Here is a 17,005-nt window from a genome sequence, read left to right as displayed (position 1 = left end):
CATGTAGGAGCGTGGATTGAAATAAAGGAAATGGAACCGGTAGAGGCAATCAATCATCAAGTCGCTCCTCATGTAGGAGCGTGGATTGAAATGTTCCTGCAACAGGTCCTTTGAACTGGGACGAAAGACGTCGCTCCTCATGTAGGAGCGTGGATTGAAATACATATATCAAGTTGGCTGGGAAGAACAACGCTAACGTCGCTCCTCATGTAGGAGCGTGGATTGAAATCAATGCAAACTGGAGTCTTGAGAATGTCTGTGTCGGTCGCTCCTCATGTAGGAGCGTGGATTGAAATTCAAAGGAATACTCGAAATACCTAGTAAAATCAGTCGCTCCTCATGTAGGAGCGTGGATTGAAATCATTTTGCAGAAACATTGTCAAAAAACGGAGATATTGTCGCTCCTCATGTAGGAGCGTGGATTGAAATTGACTGCTATCGCTGGTGCTCTTCCGGGCATTATCGGTCGCTCCTCATGTAGGAGCGTGGATTGAAATGTTTATACCAGTTGCTCTACTAGCCTCTCTGACACGTCGCTCCTCATGTAGGAGCGTGGATTGAAATTTATCTTGTACCTGGTGGCGGCCTGTTTATCAAGGTCGCTCCTCATGTAGGAGCGTGGATTGAAATGCTACTTTTGGTATCGACATTGGTGCTATTTTCAGTCGCTCCTCATGTAGGAGCGTGGATTGAAATTAAAATCGTTTACTCGGACATCTTTGATGCTCGTATGTCGCTCCTCATGTAGGAGCGTGGATTGAAATACTATACCGCCAGCTTGTAGTACATATTCCATTGTCGCTCCTCATGTAGGAGCGTGGATTGAAATGGTTGTGGCTTTAGGATTTGCAACAGTAGTGAACCAGTCGCTCCTCATGTAGGAGCGTGGATTGAAATAGGATGGTCAATGACCTCCCAGCCGTATTTGTCCCGTCGCTCCTCATGTAGGAGCGTGGATTGAAATTCTGACTGTTTGAAACAAGCTTGGGTGGAAGCAAAGTCGCTCCTCATGTAGGAGCGTGGATTGAAATATCTTATTACCACCTCTCACAAACCCAATCAAAGTCGCTCCTCATGTAGGAGCGTGGATTGAAATAAGATATCGAGGAACCTGGTGAACTGCTACAAGCAACGTCGCTCCTCATGTAGGAGCGTGGATTGAAATAAAAGTTTCCCACTCCAAATGGTATCAAGGTGCCGGCGGTCGCTCCTCATGTAGAAGCGTGGATTGAAATCAACCAACTGATCCATTAAGATAAAAGATATTTAATGTCGCTCCTCATGTAGGAGCGTGGATTGAAATAGTCCTCATGCAATATACAGGTCTTTATGACGTAAACGTCGCTCCTCATGTAGGAGCGTGGATTGAAATCCATGGAATATCAGAAAGCCTCCATGCTTTACAGGCATGTCGCTCCTCATGTAGGAGCGTGGATTGAAATTAAAACTGGTATTCCTTTACAAAACTCGTCAATTAGTCGCTCCTCATGTAGGAGCGTGGATTGAAATGCTGAACGTGGTGTAAATGTGGGAAGGTTTCTTCTGGTCGCTCCTCATGTAGGAGCGTGGATTGAAATGGATTTCACGAGTAACTGTCCCGTCCTCATTTAATGTCGCTCCTCATGTAGGAGCGTGGATTGAAATAGAGCGTATCTGGGGTAATAATGGGGCGCTTAAAGTCGCTCCTCATGTAGGAGCGTGGATTGAAATCAAAGTGACGGTCCAAAACCGCCATGACATTGTTGTCGCTCCTCATGTAGGAGCGTGGATTGAAATACCTTTTTGATATTAAGCTGATTAACCCCCTCCCCGTCGCTCCTCATGTAGGAGCGTGGATTGAAATGCCACCAGAAAATGGGAAGACGTTGCAATACTATCACGTCGCTCCTCATGTAGGAGCGTGGATTGAAATCAAAATGGGACACTATTGAGATTAGCGGCAAGAGTGTCGCTCCTCATGTAGGAGCGTGGATTGAAATATTTTCCAAGGGACATGTGCCCGTACGTGGGAAGTCGCTCCTCATGTAGGAGCGTGGATTGAAATTTTATATAGATAACCAGATATCATAAAGAACAAGTCGCTCCTCATGTAGGAGCGTGGATTGAAATTAGATGGCGTTGTCTGATTGGTAATCAAACTCCCCAGTCGCTCCTCATGTAGGAGCGTGGATTGAAATGATATTTCAGGGTATTGAACCGGTAGCGGTCTAATGTCGCTCCTCATGTAGGAGCGTGGATTGAAATACGGTGGTTTGTAACACCTATCCGCCTGCGTTTCTGTCGCTCCTCATGTAGGAGCGTGGATTGAAATATTTCCTTCTTGTTTTTAAAGTAACCAAACATAATGTCGCTCCTCATGTAGGAGCGTGAATTTGTATTGTCCCCAGGCGTCAGGTATACTTTGGTTTGAGGTGAGGGCATGTTGAAATATGTTGAGATTGCGGATATTATCCGGGAACGCATCAAAAATCAAACCTATCCCACAGGTTCTTTTTTGCCTAATCAAGTTGATTTGGTTACAGAATTTAATGTCAGTCGCATGACGGTTAAAAAAGCGGTTAATATTTTGATTATGGAAGGGTTAGTGCTTTCAAAAAGAGGAGCAGGGACGAAGGTTTTGGATCCTAGTTTTTGGGGGAAAGATACTAGTCCGGTAGATCAATACCAAGGGTTGAGCTACCAAATGAAACAACGGGGACAGAAGTTGACTAGTCAAATTATTCGCTTTGAAGTAGGATTGCCCACGGACAAAGTTCAAAAAATGCTCAAGCTAGGAGCTGGGGAAGAAGTCTATGACATCATTCGCCTGCGCTTATTGGATGAACAGCCTTATATTTTGGAACATTCCTTTATGCCTGTAAGATTAGTGCCGGGATTAAAGGAGGATCATTTATTGGCTTCGATTTATGATTACTTATTAACGGATTTGGGATTGCGATTTTCTGGGGTTTCCCGGACGATTCAAGCAGATAAAAGTCACGAGTTAGACCAGACTTATTTAGCATGTGGCATCCACGATCCGATTTTAGAAGTGGAGCAAGTGGTGTATTTAGAAAATGGCGTACCTGTGGATTATTCCACGAGTCATAACCGCTATGATGTGCGGGGCTATTCGATGCTGGACTTCAAGCATATGAATTTAGAGTGAGTGACTAGTAAAACTAGTCGGAAATCACATTATGCCGATTTTTTTCGAATTGGTTTGTGATCGTTATTTTGTTTTAGTAAAATGGAACCACAAAAAACCTCCTAGGTTGGTTAGGCCTAGGAGGTTTTTTAAATAAAGCTGGTGTGAATGGAAAAATTTCCAACACGTTGTTGTGAGAATCTTCCCCAAAATTCTCTGCACCTTTATTATAGCGGAAAAACCTTGATATGTTAAACAATGTGTGCCTGAGATAAATAAAAGTTTATGCAAAAAGAAAGGTAGTTTTTGCGTAATTTATTTAATGACTCAAAAGATGTGATTTCTGTAATTGAATATAAGTTTTAAGGACAGCAGATTCCTTTTAGCTTCATGAATTACTTGAGAATAACACAACAACGAGTAATACAATTGCTTGTGAAAAATAAATTTCGATAGTTATTTAAATCTGTTTTGTAAAAGGAGGCGGTGCTAGTTGGCACGGCCTCCTTTACTGAGTTATTGACGAGTAAATGGATCACTGGAAATTCCTTGAGCCAATACTTGCCCAGCGTATTCCTGAGCAGAGAATAGGGAGTGATCCCGGTAGTTGCCACATTCTTTTGCAGAAACGGCGGGAACGCTTGTGGCAGCTACTACGTGTTTTTCTAAAACAGTGGTCAAAGCATCACGAATTTCTGCTGGGGAGTGCTCTCCCCACAGGATTAAGTAAAAGCCGGTACGACACCCCATGGGAGATAAGTCGATAACGCCATCTACATAATCTCTGAGATTAACTGCAAGTAAGTGTTCTAAAGTGTGCAATGCTCCTGTAGGCAAAGCATCTTGATTAGGTTGTAAGAAACGCAGGTCGTATTTTTCGATGCGGGCACCTGCTTGGTTCTCAGAGCCAGCTAATCGTACATAAGGAGCTTTTACCAAATTGTGATCTAATTCAAAACTTTCCACTTTTGCCATAATGTACCTCCAATGAATGTATAAGTGGAGTAATCATAGCAAATTTTCTATGTTGGTGCAATTCTCGATGAAAAAGCAAAGGTTTAATGAGTATTTTTATTCAAATATACGGATTATTCTGATTTTTATAAAGAAGGTTACTGTATTTTTCAGTAAGATGTGCTAAAATAGCACAAATATGATAATGGGAGTGGTATTGATGACTGGTTATAAGGTTGCGGTAGTGGGGGCTACAGGTGCTGTTGGAACAAAGATGATTGAAATGTTGGAACAGTCCACTTTGCCGATTGAGAACGTAAAATTATTAGCTTCCGCTCGTTCTGCTGGACAAACTCGGAAAGTTTTTGGACAAGAAATCGTCATTGAAGAATTGGTACCAGATTCTTTTACTGATATTGATATTGCGCTGTTTTCAGCCGGTGGTGGAATTTCCAAACAATTTGCCTCAGAAGCTGTGAAACGAGGGGCTGTCGTAGTGGACAACACTAGCGCTTTTCGAATGACAGAAGGCGTACCTTTAGTGGTACCAGAAGTTAATCCTGAAGCATTGAAAGAGCATAAAGGGATTATTGCCAATCCAAACTGTTCTACCATTCAAATGATGGTGGCCTTAGAACCGATTCGCAAAGTAGCAGGGCTGAACCGAATTATCGTTTCCACTTATCAAGCAGTTTCCGGCGCTGGTGCCAAAGCGATGGAAGAGATGAAGCGTGAAACATTGGCTTATTTAGACGGTACGCCCGTGGATGAATTAAATCCAGAAATTTTGCCTTGTGGGGGCGATAAAAAACATTATCCTATCGCTTTTAATGCTTTGCCTCAAATCGATGTCTTTTCCGATGAAGATTACACCTATGAAGAGTGGAAAATGATCAATGAAACCCATAAAATCATGTCAGACGATAGTATTAAAGTGGCGGCTACTTGTGTGCGGATTCCAGTCTTTTCTGGTCATTCTGAGTCAATTTATATTGAAACAGAAAAAGAATTAACCACCCAAGAAATCAAAGAACTTTTAGCCCAAGCGCCGGGAGTTATTTTAGAAGATGATCCTAGCCAACAAATTTACCCTCAAGCGTTAAATGCAGTGGGTAAAAAAGAAACCTTCGTCGGTCGGATTCGTCGTGATTTAGATGTGAAAAATGGCTACCACATGTGGGTGGTTTCCGATAACCTTTTAAAAGGTGCGGCTTGGAACTCAGTTCAAATCGCCGAAACGTTACACGAAATGGATTTAGTTAAAGTAAAATAGCCTTGAAATTGAGCGGGTCTTAATGGACCGCTCAATTTTTTTTGAACGTTTATTAAGCTGATTTATCAACTGTATCGAGGAGCAGTATTCCTAAAATAGGGACAGAGACTTCTTTTCCGGAGTTTGTCAAATCGGGAAATCTATGGGAAAATAAGCGAAAGAAAATAAGGAGTTTGAGAAATGATTGCAATTTTTTTGATCTTTTTTGGATTAGGGTTATGGGCATATCTTTCAGGTGGAAAATCTGAGAGTATTCGTTATAAAGGGTTGGCCCAAAAAGCGCTAGGAAAACAGGTGGTGCCCTTTGTTCACCGGATTTTAGGAATACTGTTAATGGTGACGGCAGCTATTGGTGGCATTTATTATCAATTTTTTAATTCCTTTTCCCAGCAAACCTTCTTTTGGGGCTACTTACTGATTACTTTGCTGTGCTTTTTAATTAGTGATTTAGTAGCCGTTGCACGTTTTAAAAATAACTAGTAAGTCAGTCTGTTTTAAAAAGACTGGCTTTTTTTGGCTCAAACTTCTTTTGGAAATCGATTTCATCTAAGGTTTTCATTAATCTTCGTCTGTATTGCCCGCTTTTTTGGCTTCATTAGTGTATAATGTTCACTGGATGCTTAGGCGCATGAGGCTTTTTAAGAAATCTACCGAAATCAGCTCGCTTTAGGGAAGCTAGAGTGATTGTGATTGCGGACTATCCAACCAAATATATAGAAGAGGTGAATGTTTTGAGCAACAAGACAATCAAAATTATTCCACTCTCTGGAGTACGGGAAAACGGCAAGAATATGTACTTAGCAGAAGTGGAAGAAGATATTTTTATCTTCGACTGTGGATTAAAATATCCAGACAATGACTTATTAGGAATTGATACGGTAATTCCTGACTTTACTTATTTAGAAGAAAATGCCGAACGAGTAGTTGGAGTTTTCTTAACCCACGGCCATGCCGATGCTATTGGGGCGTTGCCTTATTTATTGGAACGCTTGGAAGTGCCGGTTTTCGGTACGAAATTAACCATTGAGTTGGCAAAAATCAATGTGCATAAAAATGAAAATACGAAGAAGTTTAAAGACTTCCATGTGATTGATGAACATACGGAAATTGACTTTGGAAGTGGTGTGGTCAGCTTTTTCCCTACCACTCATTCCATTCCCGATTCAGTAGGTATTTGCTTGAAAACTAGTGAAGGCAATATCGTTTATACAGGGGATTTCAAGTTTGACCAAACGGCAGTCTCGATGTATCAAACGGATTTTGCTCGTTTAGGGGAAATCGGCAAAGAAGGGGTTTTGGCCCTTTTAAGTACTTCTAGCAATGCGGAAAATCCAGCGCCTGTGGCCTCGGAGTTGACGATTGCGGATGAAGTTAGCGATACGATTTTTTACTGGGAAGGCCGGATCATTGTGGCCATGGTGGCTTCCAATCTTCAACGGCTCCAACAAGTCTTAAATGCGGCTCACCGCGCAAATCGGAAAGTGGTTTTAACAGGTCAAGACTTTGGTCGCATCATCCGCACTGCCATGAAACTAGGCAAAATTGAAGTGCCCGATGATGACATGTTGATTACGCAAAAGGAAATGAAACAATACCCACCTGAACAAGTGATTGTTTTGGAAACCGGCCGTATGGGAGAACCAATTAAATCCTTACAACGGATGGCTAATGGCACCCACCGCACACTGCGGATTCAAGAAGGGGATTTGGTGTACATTACCACTACGCCAACCACCGCTATGGAAACCAATGTGGCTAAGACCGAAGATATCGTCTTTCGAGCAGGGGGCACGGTGAAGATGATTTCCGAAAATCATCGGGTTTCCGGCCATGCGAATCCTGATAATTTACAGTTAATGCTGAATTTAATGAAACCAAAATTCTTTTTACCAGTGCAAGGAGAATACCGGCAACTGGCGGCTCATGCTGAGCTAGCAGAAAAAGTTGGTATCTTGAAGAAGAACATCTTTATCACGGTTAAAGGAGATGTTTTGGAATACCGCAACGGGGAAATGGTTCCTGGTGGTGTGGTACCTGCAGAGAATGTATTGGTGGACGGTATTGGCGTGGGCGACATTGGCAATATCGTTTTACGGGATCGAAAAATCTTATCGGAAGACGGAATCTTTATTGCAGTAGTTACCATTAACCGGCGAGAAAAGAAAATTGTCGCCCATCCCCAAATTACTTCTCGTGGTTTTGTCTATGTGAAAACCAGTCGGGATTTGATTCGAGAAAGCGGCGATATGATTACGGAAATTGTGGAAAAACACTTGCAAGACGATGATTTTGAATGGAGCAAGTTAAAACAAGATATTCGTGATCGCGTAGGACGTTACCTCTTTGAACAAACCAAACGCCGGCCGGTAGTTTTGCCAGTGATTATGGAATCCAGTCAACGACATAAAGCAAGACGTTAAGTAGTGGTGAACCGCGCTTCCTTTGGAAGGTGCGGTTTTTATATGAAGGAGGCACATGATGAGTTTTAATAAATACACGTTACGGGTGGTCATTGCGGGGATTGTCTTTTATCTGCTGTTGAATTTATTGCTGCCAAATTTAAACTTTGTGGCCCAAATTTTAATTGCTTTTGGTTTTTTCTTCGGTATTTTAGGACTATTTCCTAGCGTTCGACGCTTTTTTATGGATAGTAAGAAATAATTCTATTTTGCCAGCTTTTAAGATTTCTCTAGAATGAATGACATGAATCGTTGCTATTTTTGAAAAAAGAGGCTTTTTTTGATTGACTGGTCTTCATGAACTAGCTTTCTTGGGTTTTGATTTAATTTTCGAGAGCTGAGTTCGTTCATTCTTTCTGACGATTAAAGCTCGAAATTAAGTTTTTTAAAGAAAATCGCTGCTTTTTGGTCTATACAATTGCACCGAAAAAAGAAGCATGCTATAATTGGGCTATACCAAATACAAGAAAGCAGGGCTGAACATGGAAATCATTCGAGTGAAAGATGCACAAGCAGGGGGAGCAAAAGCCTTCGAACTAATCAAAGCGGGGATGGATCAAGGAATTAAAACTTTGGGACTAGCAACAGGGAGTACGCCGATTCCTTTGTACCGTCAAATGACTGCTAGCGATTTAGATTTTTCGCAACTGACTTCTGTGAACTTGGACGAATACGTGGGACTAGGCGTGGAAGACGAACAAAGCTACCGTCACTTCATGAATGAAAACTTGTTTGATAAAAAGCCTTTTAAAGAAACTTTTGTGCCAAATGGTAAAGCTGCAGATCTTGAAGCAGAATGCCAACACTATGATCAAATTATTGACGAACATCCAGTAGATATCCAAATTTTGGGAATTGGTCGCAATGGTCATATTGGCTTTAACGAACCAGGAGCTGATTTGCAAGGAACAACTTCTGTAGTTGATTTAACAGAATCCACCATTGAAGCCAACAAGCGCTTTTTCGATAAAGTGGAAGACGTGCCTACTAAAGCAATTTCCATGGGAATCGCTTCTATTATGAGAGGCAAACAAATCATCTTAATGGCATTTGGTGAAGACAAAGCAGATGCGATTCACGAAATGATCGAAGGCCCAGTAACCAACCATTTACCTGCCTCAGCTTTGCAAAACCATGACAATGTAATCGTAATTGTAGACGAAGCTGCTGCAAGTAAATTATAAGAAAAGCCAAAAAACGCTGAAGATTAGTTTTCAGCGTTTTTTTGATAGCCTAAGATATAAAAATTTCACAAGTAAAAATTCCATAATAACAAGTCTAACTATGTTTAGCTTCACGAATGAATGCGTTCGGTCTATTTTACCGATAGAAAAGTTTGTAAGAAAAAGGCCAGTGCACCAGTTAAAAGACCAGTGGCAAAGTTTACTCCATCATTGGTAAAATGAGGGATACCGGCGACATAGGAATTTTGAAGGTTCTTTTCTTTCTTTTTATCCGTTAAAGCACCCGTAGCGTCGCGATACTTGACTTGAAAGGTTGCGCCTAACATACTATCAAGTACCGTTCCGATAAAACCTAATAGCCAGACTAAAAGCCCAGTTACGATTTTTGTCTGGGGCAGAAAAAGAAAATGAGGTAGCCACCAAGTAAAAGCAATTAAAGCACTTCCTAAGGCACCAGCCAGAAGTCCAACTAGACTAATAGCGCCAGAAAGACCAGCAGGAGCTACTTTAAAAGAAAAGAGTAAACGGGGAGGGCGTCGGCTTAAAACCCCGATTTCTGAAGAACAAGTGTCAGCACAGGCCGCAGCAATTACGCTGATTTGGCAAAGGACAAAACGAGGATCTTCCGATAAAACTTCCAGTAATAAAAAAATTAGTAAAGGGCCACAATTTGATAGTACTTGCCAGGCATCGCGGGGACCATCTTTATCACTGGCTAATGGAGAAGCCCCGTGTTTTTTGATCGCTTGCAACAAATAGCTACTGCCAAAAAAGAGAAAGAGGTAAAGTGCCATTGCCGGGGATAAAGCAAAAATAGCTGTGCCTAAAATAGCCATGGCCCACGCGCCGCTTTTAGAAAGCCAACCGAAAAGAGAACTAAAAAAAGCTAAGATACTTGTGCCCATCAGGCCAAATAAAACGAGATAAAAGGTAATCATGACTGCTTTCCTTTACTGTAATAATTTGATTCTAGTGTACCATATGAAAGCCATAAAAAAGCCACAAGGAATTTTGCTTAAAAATCCCTTGTGGCTTTTTAGTTTGTATTGGGAAAAGAATCGTCAAATTAACGGATACTTATAAACCAATTTGATAATCATCGTCTTCCATGGCTTCTACCGTACCTAAAAGATAACCATTCCCCACTTGAGAGAAGAAATCGTGATTGGAGGTACCAGTAGAAATCCCGTTCATAACGATCGGATTTACATCATCGGCAGTGTCAGGAAAGAGGGGATCTTGCCCTAGATTCATTAAGGCTTTATTGGCATTGTAACGCAAGAAAGTTTTCACTTCTTCGGTCCAGCCAATCTCATCATAAAGCGCTTCGGTGTAGTGAACTTCATTTTCATAAAGCTCATACAATAAATTATACAACCAGTCTTTCAACTGTTCTTGCTCTGCTTGGGGTAGTTCGTTAAAACCTAGTTGGAATTTATACCCAATATACGTCCCGTGAACACTTTCATCCCGGATAATTAACTTAATAATTTCCGCCACATTCGCCAGTTTATTATTACCCAAGTAATATAAAGGGGTATAAAAACCAGAATAAAAAAGGAAAGTTTCCAAAAAGACGCTGGCAATTTTCTTTTCTAAAGGTGTGCCGTTTTTGTAAATTTCATTGATCCGTTCGGCTTTTTTTTGCAAATAGACATTGGTATTGGTCCATTCGAAAATTTCTGCGATTTCTTTAGTGGTATTTAATGTGGAAAAAATCGAGGAATAACTTTTCGCATGGACAGATTCCATAAATTGAATATTGTTTAAGACTGCTTCTTCATGAGGCGTGCGCACATCTTTGCGCAACTGATCCATCCCGCTTTCTGACTGCACGGTATCCAGTAAGGTCAGCCCACCAAAGACTTTCCCCACTAAATCTTTTTCTGCAGCACTAAGACTGCGCCAGTCATCTAAATCATTGGATAAGGGAATTCGAGTGTCCAGCCAAAATTGCTCTGTCAGTTTTTCCCAGGTGGATTTGTCGATAATGTCTTCTATTTCATTCCAGTTAATCGCCTTGTAATACGTACTCATGTTGTCCTCCTTGTTTGATGGCTTCGTAAAAATAATGGATTAAATCACGCAGCTTTCACATTGGTTGGCGCCGATTTCTTCTTGATCGTCGGTGAAAGTCCGCACGTAGTAAATCGACTTGATTCCTTTATGAAAAGCGTAGTGACGCAAAATATTCAAGTCCCGGGTAGTTTGTTTGGTCGTCTTCGTTTTCCATTCATATAAACCTGCGGGAATTTCGGAACGCATAAACAAGGTCAAGCTCATCCCTTGGTCGATGTGGGTTTGGGCTGCAGCATAGACATCAATTACTTTGCGCATATCCATGTCATAGGCCGATTTGTAATAAGGAATAGTGTCATTGGACAAGTAAGCTGCTGGATAATAAATTTTGCCGATTTTCTTTTCTTGCCGTTCTTCAATCATGCGAGTAATGGGATGAAGACTAGCGCTGGTGTCATTAATATACGAAATTGAACCATTTGGTGCTACAGCTAGACGATTTTGATGGTAAAGGCCGGTAGCTTGGACTTTGGCTTGCAAGTCTTGCCAATCCTTAGCCTCAGGGATAAAGATTCCTTCAAAGAGTGCTTTGACTTTTTCGGATTTTGGCAGGTGCTGTCCCGCGGTATATTTATCAAAATAAGTTCCGTCGGCGTATTTTGATTTTTCAAAGCCTACAAAACTTTGGCCACGTTCTTGGGCGATTTGATTAGATGCCACTAGTGTCCAGTAGTTTAACAACATAAAGTAAATATCGGTAAATTCAATAGCCTCTAAAGAACCGTATTCTATATGATTTTTAGCAAAGTAAGTGTGCAGTCCCATGGCACCTAAGCCGATGGTATGAGCTTCTTGATTGCCTTTTACAATGGAAGGGACAACATCAATTTCTGAGTGGTCGGTGACATACGTCAATGCTCGGGTCATGTTTTTAACCGATTGACCAAAATCGGGGCTTTTCATTAAATTGACGATATTAGTAGAACCTAAATTACACGAGATATCTGTGCCTAAAACCTCGTATTCTTGAGCACCATTAATCACAGAAGGCTGTTGGACTTGTAAAATTTCTGAACAGAGGTTGCTCATAATAATCTTGCCATCAATAGGATTTGCCTTGTTGGCCGTGTCGATATTGACAATATAAGGGTAGCCGGATTCTTGTTGGAGTTTAGAAATTTCATTTTCCAAATCCCGTGCTTTAATCTTAGTCTTGCGGATTTTTGGATTGGCTACTAAATTGTCGTATTCTTTGGTGATGTCCACATAGGAAAATGGCACGCCGTATTCTAATTCCACACTGTAAGGACTAAAGAGATACATCTCCTTGTTTTCAGCGGTTAATTGGTAAAATTTATCTGGAACTAAAACTCCTAGTGACAATGTTTTTACCCGGATTTTTTCATCGGCATTTTCTTTTTTTGCAGATAAGAAATTGATGATGTCGGGATGAAAGACGTTAAGATAAACTACGCCGGCTCCTTGGCGTTGGCCTAGTTGATTGGAATAACTAAAGCTATCTTCAAAGAGCTTCATTACCGGCATCACCCCGCTGGCTGCTCCTTCGTACCCTTTAATCGGCGCTCCGGCTTCTCGCAAATTGGATAAAGTAATCCCCACACCGCCACCAATACGAGATAGTTGCAAGGCAGAATTAATGCCGCGTCCGATGGAGTTCATATCATCGGTAATCTGAATTAGAAAACAAGAAACCAATTCACCTCGGCGTTTTCTGCCGGCATTTAAGAATGACGGGGTCGCAGGCTGGTAGCGCTGATGAATCATTTCATCTGCCAAGCCCATGGCTAAGTCTTCATCTCCGTTGGCAAAGTACAAAGCATTGATCGCCACTCGATCTTCATAGCCTTCTAGATAAAAAGCCCCATCGTTGGTTTTTAGCGCATATTGAGAATAAAACTTATAAGCCGCCATAAAGGATTTAAATTGAAAATTTTGCTCATATAAAAAAGCATAAAGCTTGTCTAAAAAAGCAGGGGTATATTGGGCTAAAAATTCTGGTTCTAGAAAATCTTCCGCCACTAAATAATCCAATTTTTCCTGGGTAGTACTAAATTTTTTAGTATTTGGTCCCACGTTTTCGGCTAAGAAGGCTGTCAGTGCTTCTTGGTCTTTATTTAAAGGAATTTGACCGTTTACCGGACGATTGATTTCGTTGTTTAATTTATAGTAGCTCACATCTTTTAGGTCTTTAAGACTCATTATTTTCCCTCATTTCGATTATCTATGCGGTTGAAACCAGTAAAAAAGACTAGGACAACTTGCCCCAGCCCGTCACAATTGTCTGTGGGAATCTTATCTGGTTGAAAAATTAAGAAACTAGTTGGCGTAATTCTTCCGGACGAAAACCAACAATAGCCGCATCGGTGGTCTTTAAAACTGGCACGGAACGAAACCCAGCTGCTTTTAGGCTTTCCACTGCTTCTGGTTGCTCGTCAATATTGATTTCGTTAAAGGAAACTTGATGTTCCGCTAAAAAACGTTTTGTTAATTTGCACTGCATACAGTTATTTTTTGAGTATAAGGTAATCTCCATAAGTAACTCCTCCAAATTCATCCTTGGTACATTCTAGTATAATCTTCCTTTTCCGCAAGTCAAAGGATATGCACTACATCTTGTGGTTTGTTGATAGAACAACCACTATACATTGTGGTGTATAAAAATGATGTACCAATACTCTTTTTGAAACCAAAAGAAGAGAGGAAACCTTACGAGAGCAAGATTTTTTTGAAAATCATTTTATACACTGTCATTTTTAATTATACAGTTTAACGAATCGCAACGCTTTTTTAAAAAATGAATTACCGATACTAGCTCAGGCTGATTGTTTATTAAAGGTTAAGTTTATCAAAAAAGACATGTGAAAATTATTACAAATTCAGAAATTTCATTGACAGAACAATGATTTGTCGCTATTCTCAAAGCAGAAGTTTAATTGAGAATAATTATCATTCCCGATTTAAGGGAGTACTGTTTAGAAAGTGGGGGAAGAGTTTGGGGAGATTAAGCGAGGCAACACCACATAAAACCTACCAAGTCACTGCTGTACCAGAACAAACAGAAGTAAAAAAACATTTACAGGATTTGGGGTTAATTTGTGGTAGTCAAGTCATTTTATTGAAGACACAAGGAGCAAATGGCATTGTTTTATTACATAAGACCCGTTTAGCTTTGGATCAAAGTATTTTACAAGCAATCAAGGTGAAAGAAGTCACCACTCAGACAGAAGTTTTGTCTTTGGGAGAATTGGCTGTGGGAGAACAAGGAAAAGTCATCTCTGTCTTTGGGGAAGGTGCCGTAAGACGACACTTAATGGACATGGGGTTGACGAAAAATGTTCAAGTCACAGTAAAAAAACTTGCGCCATTAGGAGATCCCATTGAGTTGAGTTTGCGAGGATATGCCTTATCATTACGAAAAAGCGAGGCGGAGTACATCTTGGTAGAAAAGGAGGTTACCTCATGAGTGAACTGCAAATTGCTTTAGCAGGTAATCCTAACTGTGGGAAAACCAGTATTTTTAATCAGTTGACTGGCTCCGCTCAATATGTGGGCAACTGGGCTGGGGTTACCGTGGAACGAAAATCCGGGCGACTGAAAAAAGACAAAGGAGTCTTAATTCAAGATTTACCGGGAATTTATTCCTTGTCTCCTTACACTCCAGAAGAAGTAGTAGCTAGAGATTATCTTTTACAAGATCAGCCAGATGCGATTTTAAATATTATTGATGGTTCTAATATTGAGCGGAATTTGTATTTGACGACTCAATTAATTGAAATTGGCTTGCCTTTAGTTTTAGGGGTCAATATGATGGATATTGTCAAAAAATCAGGGCGCAAGTTGAACTTAGACAAGTTGGCTTATGGATTAGGCGTGGATGTAGTCGGGATGAGCGCTTTGAAAAAACAAGGCTTGGATCAAGGGGTTCACAAAGTCTTAAACAGCCACAAACAACCGAAAGTCCCGCAATTTCCGACTTATGATGAACGCTTAGAAGCCGCTTTAAGTGAGATTATTGATGTTATGGGCAACACCATGCCGACAAAACAAGCACGCTATTTTGCCATTAAACTCTTTGAAAGAGACTCTTTAACTCAAGCAGCACTTTCCCCTAGTCCTTTACAGCTAAAAGAAATCGAAGAAATCATTGGGATTACCGAAAAACTCTTTGATGATACCAGTGATAGCATCTTAGTGAATGAGCGCTATGAATTTATCAGTCGTTTAATGAAACTCTGTGTAACAGAAGAAGGCGAATTGCGCTTATCGGTTTCTGATCGCATTGACCAAGTGGTGACCAATCGAATTTTGGCATTGCCGATTTTTGCTTTGGTCATGTGGGCAGTCTACTATTTGTCCATTCAAACCATTGGGGTTATGGGGACCGACTGGGTGAATGATGTGCTCTTTGGCGAAGTGGTACCTAATCACCTTAGCAATTGGCTAGCGGCAGGAAATGTGGCACCTTGGATGCAAGACTTGATCTTAAATGGTATTGTCGCAGGTGTCGGAGCGGTAATCGGCTTTTTGCCTCAGCTGTTGGTTTTATTCTTCTGTCTTTCTTTATTGGAAGATTGTGGGTATATGGCACGAATTGCCTTTGTTATGGACCGGATTTTTAGAAAATTAGGCCTTTCAGGAAAATCCTTTATTCCGATGTTAATTGCCACAGGCTGTGGGGTACCTGGAGTTATGGCTAGCCGCACCATTGAAAACGAAAAAGATCGGCGTATGACGGCGATGATTACTACTTTTATGCCTTGTTCGGCAAAACTACCGATTATCGCCTTAATTGCTGGGGCCTTTTTTCCTAATACGAGTTGGGTAGCACCTTCTGCTTACTTTTTAGGCATTAGTGCCATTGTCTTATCAGGGATTGCCTTGAAAAAGACCCGGATGTTTGCTGGGGATCCTGCACCTTTTATTATGGAATTGCCGGCGTATCATTTGCCTCAATTAAAGAGTGTTCTCCATCAAGTGAGAGATCGGGGAATGGCTTTTGTGAAAAATGCAGCCACCATTATCTTTGTTTCTAGTTTGGTAATTTGGTTTACTTCTAGTTACAACTTCCAGTTGCAAAATGTGGGGGAAGAAAGCAGTATTTTGGCTGGCTTAGGTCGTATTATTGCACCATTATTTACGCCATTAGGTTGGGGACATTGGCAAGAAGCAGTGGGAACCATTACCGGCTTGATTGCGAAAGAAAATGTGATTGGTACCTTTGGCGTGCTTTACGGTGGCTTAGACGAAGTAGCAGAAAATGGCACAGAAATCTGGGGTGCCTTACGAGCTTCCTTAACCCCTGTAGCGGCTTATTCTTTCTTAGCCTTTAACTTGCTCTGTGCGCCTTGTTTTGCGGCTATTGGTGCCATTCACCGGGAAATGGGCGAATTGAAATGGACATTGCGGGCCATTGGCTATCAATGTGGCTTGGCTTACGTGGTGAGCTTGGTGATCTATCAGTTTGGTCACTTATTCTTTGAAGGTGGAACTTTCGGCGTAGGAACTGTGTTTGCGATTGCCGCTTCTTCCTTTATCATCTGGTCTTTGATTCGCAAACCGAAAAAAGTAGCTTGTGAAGAAGACTGTCTGTTGACCATTCCTAGTATCGCGAAAGAAGGCGTAAAATAATGTTTTGGACGATTGTGTTAAGTGTAATTATTTTTGGTGGAGCGGCTGGCATTCTCTTTCGTCGCTTAACCGGTCGCTCTTCTAGCTGCGAAGATTGTAACTGTAGCTGTGGAGTAAAAGACTTGCCAAAACAAAGCAATCCTAATCAGTAATTAGAAATCATGAAAAGAGGCTGTGACAATAGTTGGGTCACCGTCCTACGAACCGAACAATACCAAACGTGAGACGCAAGCAAAAGAGGGGTATCTTCCATTAAAAATCACTGGAAGATACCCTTCTTTTCATTGCTAAAAATCTTAAACGCTGCCTAACCTTGATTTCATCAAGCTAAGGCAGCGTA

Annotated in this window: 14 protein-coding genes and 1 CRISPR repeat array; of the genes, 9 read left to right on the top strand and 5 right to left on the bottom strand. The window is 41.1% G+C overall.

Translation table 11 applies throughout. From position 1 onward, the window contains the following. Nucleotides 1-60 precede the first annotated feature (60 nt). Nucleotides 61-2,378: a CRISPR direct-repeat array (repeat unit 32 nt; unit sequence GTCGCTCCTCATGTAGGAGCGTGGATTGAAAT). A gap of 41 nt (nt 2,379-2,419) precedes the next feature. Next, nucleotides 2,420-3,148 (top strand): GntR family transcriptional regulator, encoded by a 729-nt coding sequence (locus tag AB5754_RS11410; protein WP_368252425.1) that lies wholly within the window; start codon nt 2,420-2,422, stop codon nt 3,146-3,148. 495 nt (nt 3,149-3,643) lie between these two features. Here AB5754_RS11410 and AB5754_RS11405 read toward each other — a convergent pair whose 3' ends face one another. Continuing rightward, nucleotides 3,644-4,102 (bottom strand): S-ribosylhomocysteine lyase, encoded by a 459-nt coding sequence (locus AB5754_RS11405; RefSeq protein ID WP_368252426.1) that lies wholly within the window; start codon nt 4,100-4,102, stop codon nt 3,644-3,646. A gap of 196 nt (nt 4,103-4,298) precedes the next feature. Between AB5754_RS11405 and AB5754_RS11400 the strand changes: the two genes are divergently transcribed. The 5 genes from AB5754_RS11400 (at nt 4,299) to nagB (ending at nt 8,997) form a co-directional block, all read left to right on the top strand. Next, the gene (locus tag AB5754_RS11400; protein ID WP_368252427.1) at nt 4,299-5,354 is read left to right on the top strand and encodes an aspartate-semialdehyde dehydrogenase; all 1,056 of its coding nucleotides are present in this window, start codon (nt 4,299-4,301) and stop codon (nt 5,352-5,354) included. 180 nt (nt 5,355-5,534) lie between these two features. Continuing rightward, complete coding sequence (locus AB5754_RS11395) at nt 5,535-5,834, top strand: hypothetical protein (RefSeq protein ID WP_368252428.1); 300 nt, start codon at nt 5,535-5,537, stop codon at nt 5,832-5,834. A gap of 251 nt (nt 5,835-6,085) precedes the next feature. Beyond that, nucleotides 6,086-7,774 carry a ribonuclease J gene (locus AB5754_RS11390; protein WP_311832721.1) on the top strand — a complete coding sequence of 563 codons (1,689 nt, stop codon included), beginning with the start codon at nt 6,086-6,088 and terminating at the stop codon, nt 7,772-7,774. Nucleotides 7,775-7,832: 58 nt separating this feature from the next. After that, entirely contained in the window at nt 7,833-8,015 is a 183-nt protein-coding gene (locus AB5754_RS11385) for a hypothetical protein (protein ID WP_311832722.1), read from the top strand. A gap of 280 nt (nt 8,016-8,295) precedes the next feature. Further along, on the top strand, nt 8,296-8,997 hold the full coding sequence (gene nagB, locus AB5754_RS11380; protein ID WP_311832723.1) for a glucosamine-6-phosphate deaminase: 702 nt from the start codon (nt 8,296-8,298) through the stop codon (nt 8,995-8,997). 131 nt (nt 8,998-9,128) lie between these two features. Here nagB and AB5754_RS11375 read toward each other — a convergent pair whose 3' ends face one another. The 4 genes from AB5754_RS11375 to nrdH all read right to left on the bottom strand — a co-directional run bounded on the left by AB5754_RS11375 (nt 9,129) and on the right by nrdH (nt 13,570). Continuing rightward, nucleotides 9,129-9,935: a DUF92 domain-containing protein gene (locus AB5754_RS11375; RefSeq protein WP_368251021.1), complete on the bottom strand. Its 807-nt coding sequence runs from the start codon at nt 9,933-9,935 to the stop codon at nt 9,129-9,131. Between the two features lie 139 nt (nt 9,936-10,074). Further along, entirely contained in the window at nt 10,075-11,034 is a 960-nt protein-coding gene (nrdF, locus tag AB5754_RS11370; RefSeq protein ID WP_368251020.1) for a class 1b ribonucleoside-diphosphate reductase subunit beta, read from the bottom strand. A 39-nt stretch (nt 11,035-11,073) separates the two neighbouring features. Continuing rightward, nucleotides 11,074-13,236 carry a class 1b ribonucleoside-diphosphate reductase subunit alpha gene (nrdE, locus tag AB5754_RS11365; RefSeq protein WP_368251018.1) on the bottom strand — a complete coding sequence of 721 codons (2,163 nt, stop codon included), beginning with the start codon at nt 13,234-13,236 and terminating at the stop codon, nt 11,074-11,076. Nucleotides 13,237-13,345: 109 nt separating this feature from the next. After that, complete coding sequence (gene nrdH, locus AB5754_RS11360) at nt 13,346-13,570, bottom strand: glutaredoxin-like protein NrdH (RefSeq protein ID WP_311832727.1); 225 nt, start codon at nt 13,568-13,570, stop codon at nt 13,346-13,348. Between the two features lie 459 nt (nt 13,571-14,029). Between nrdH and AB5754_RS11355 the strand changes: the two genes are divergently transcribed. The 3 genes from AB5754_RS11355 to AB5754_RS11345 are packed head-to-tail and all read left to right on the top strand — an operon-like array spanning nt 14,030 to nt 16,817. Continuing rightward, the gene (locus AB5754_RS11355) at nt 14,030-14,500 is read left to right on the top strand and encodes a ferrous iron transport protein A (RefSeq protein WP_311832728.1); all 471 of its coding nucleotides are present in this window, start codon (nt 14,030-14,032) and stop codon (nt 14,498-14,500) included. Continuing rightward, a complete protein-coding gene (gene feoB, locus AB5754_RS11350) occupies nt 14,497-16,665 on the top strand; it encodes a ferrous iron transport protein B (protein WP_368251016.1) in 2,169 nt (722 codons plus the stop codon). The genes AB5754_RS11355 and feoB overlap by 4 nt, the downstream gene beginning before the upstream one ends. Beyond that, a complete protein-coding gene (locus AB5754_RS11345) occupies nt 16,665-16,817 on the top strand; it encodes a FeoB-associated Cys-rich membrane protein (RefSeq protein ID WP_368251015.1) in 153 nt (50 codons plus the stop codon). The genes feoB and AB5754_RS11345 overlap by 1 nt, the downstream gene beginning before the upstream one ends. The last annotated feature ends 188 nt before the right edge of the window (nt 16,818-17,005 follow it).

It is taken from the genome of Enterococcus sp. 2201sp1_2201st1_C11_2201SCRN_220225, assembly GCF_040925905.1.
Taxonomy (GTDB): domain Bacteria; phylum Bacillota; class Bacilli; order Lactobacillales; family Enterococcaceae; genus Enterococcus_C; species Enterococcus_C asini_A.
This window is presented reverse-complemented; position numbering and strand designations above follow the sequence as displayed.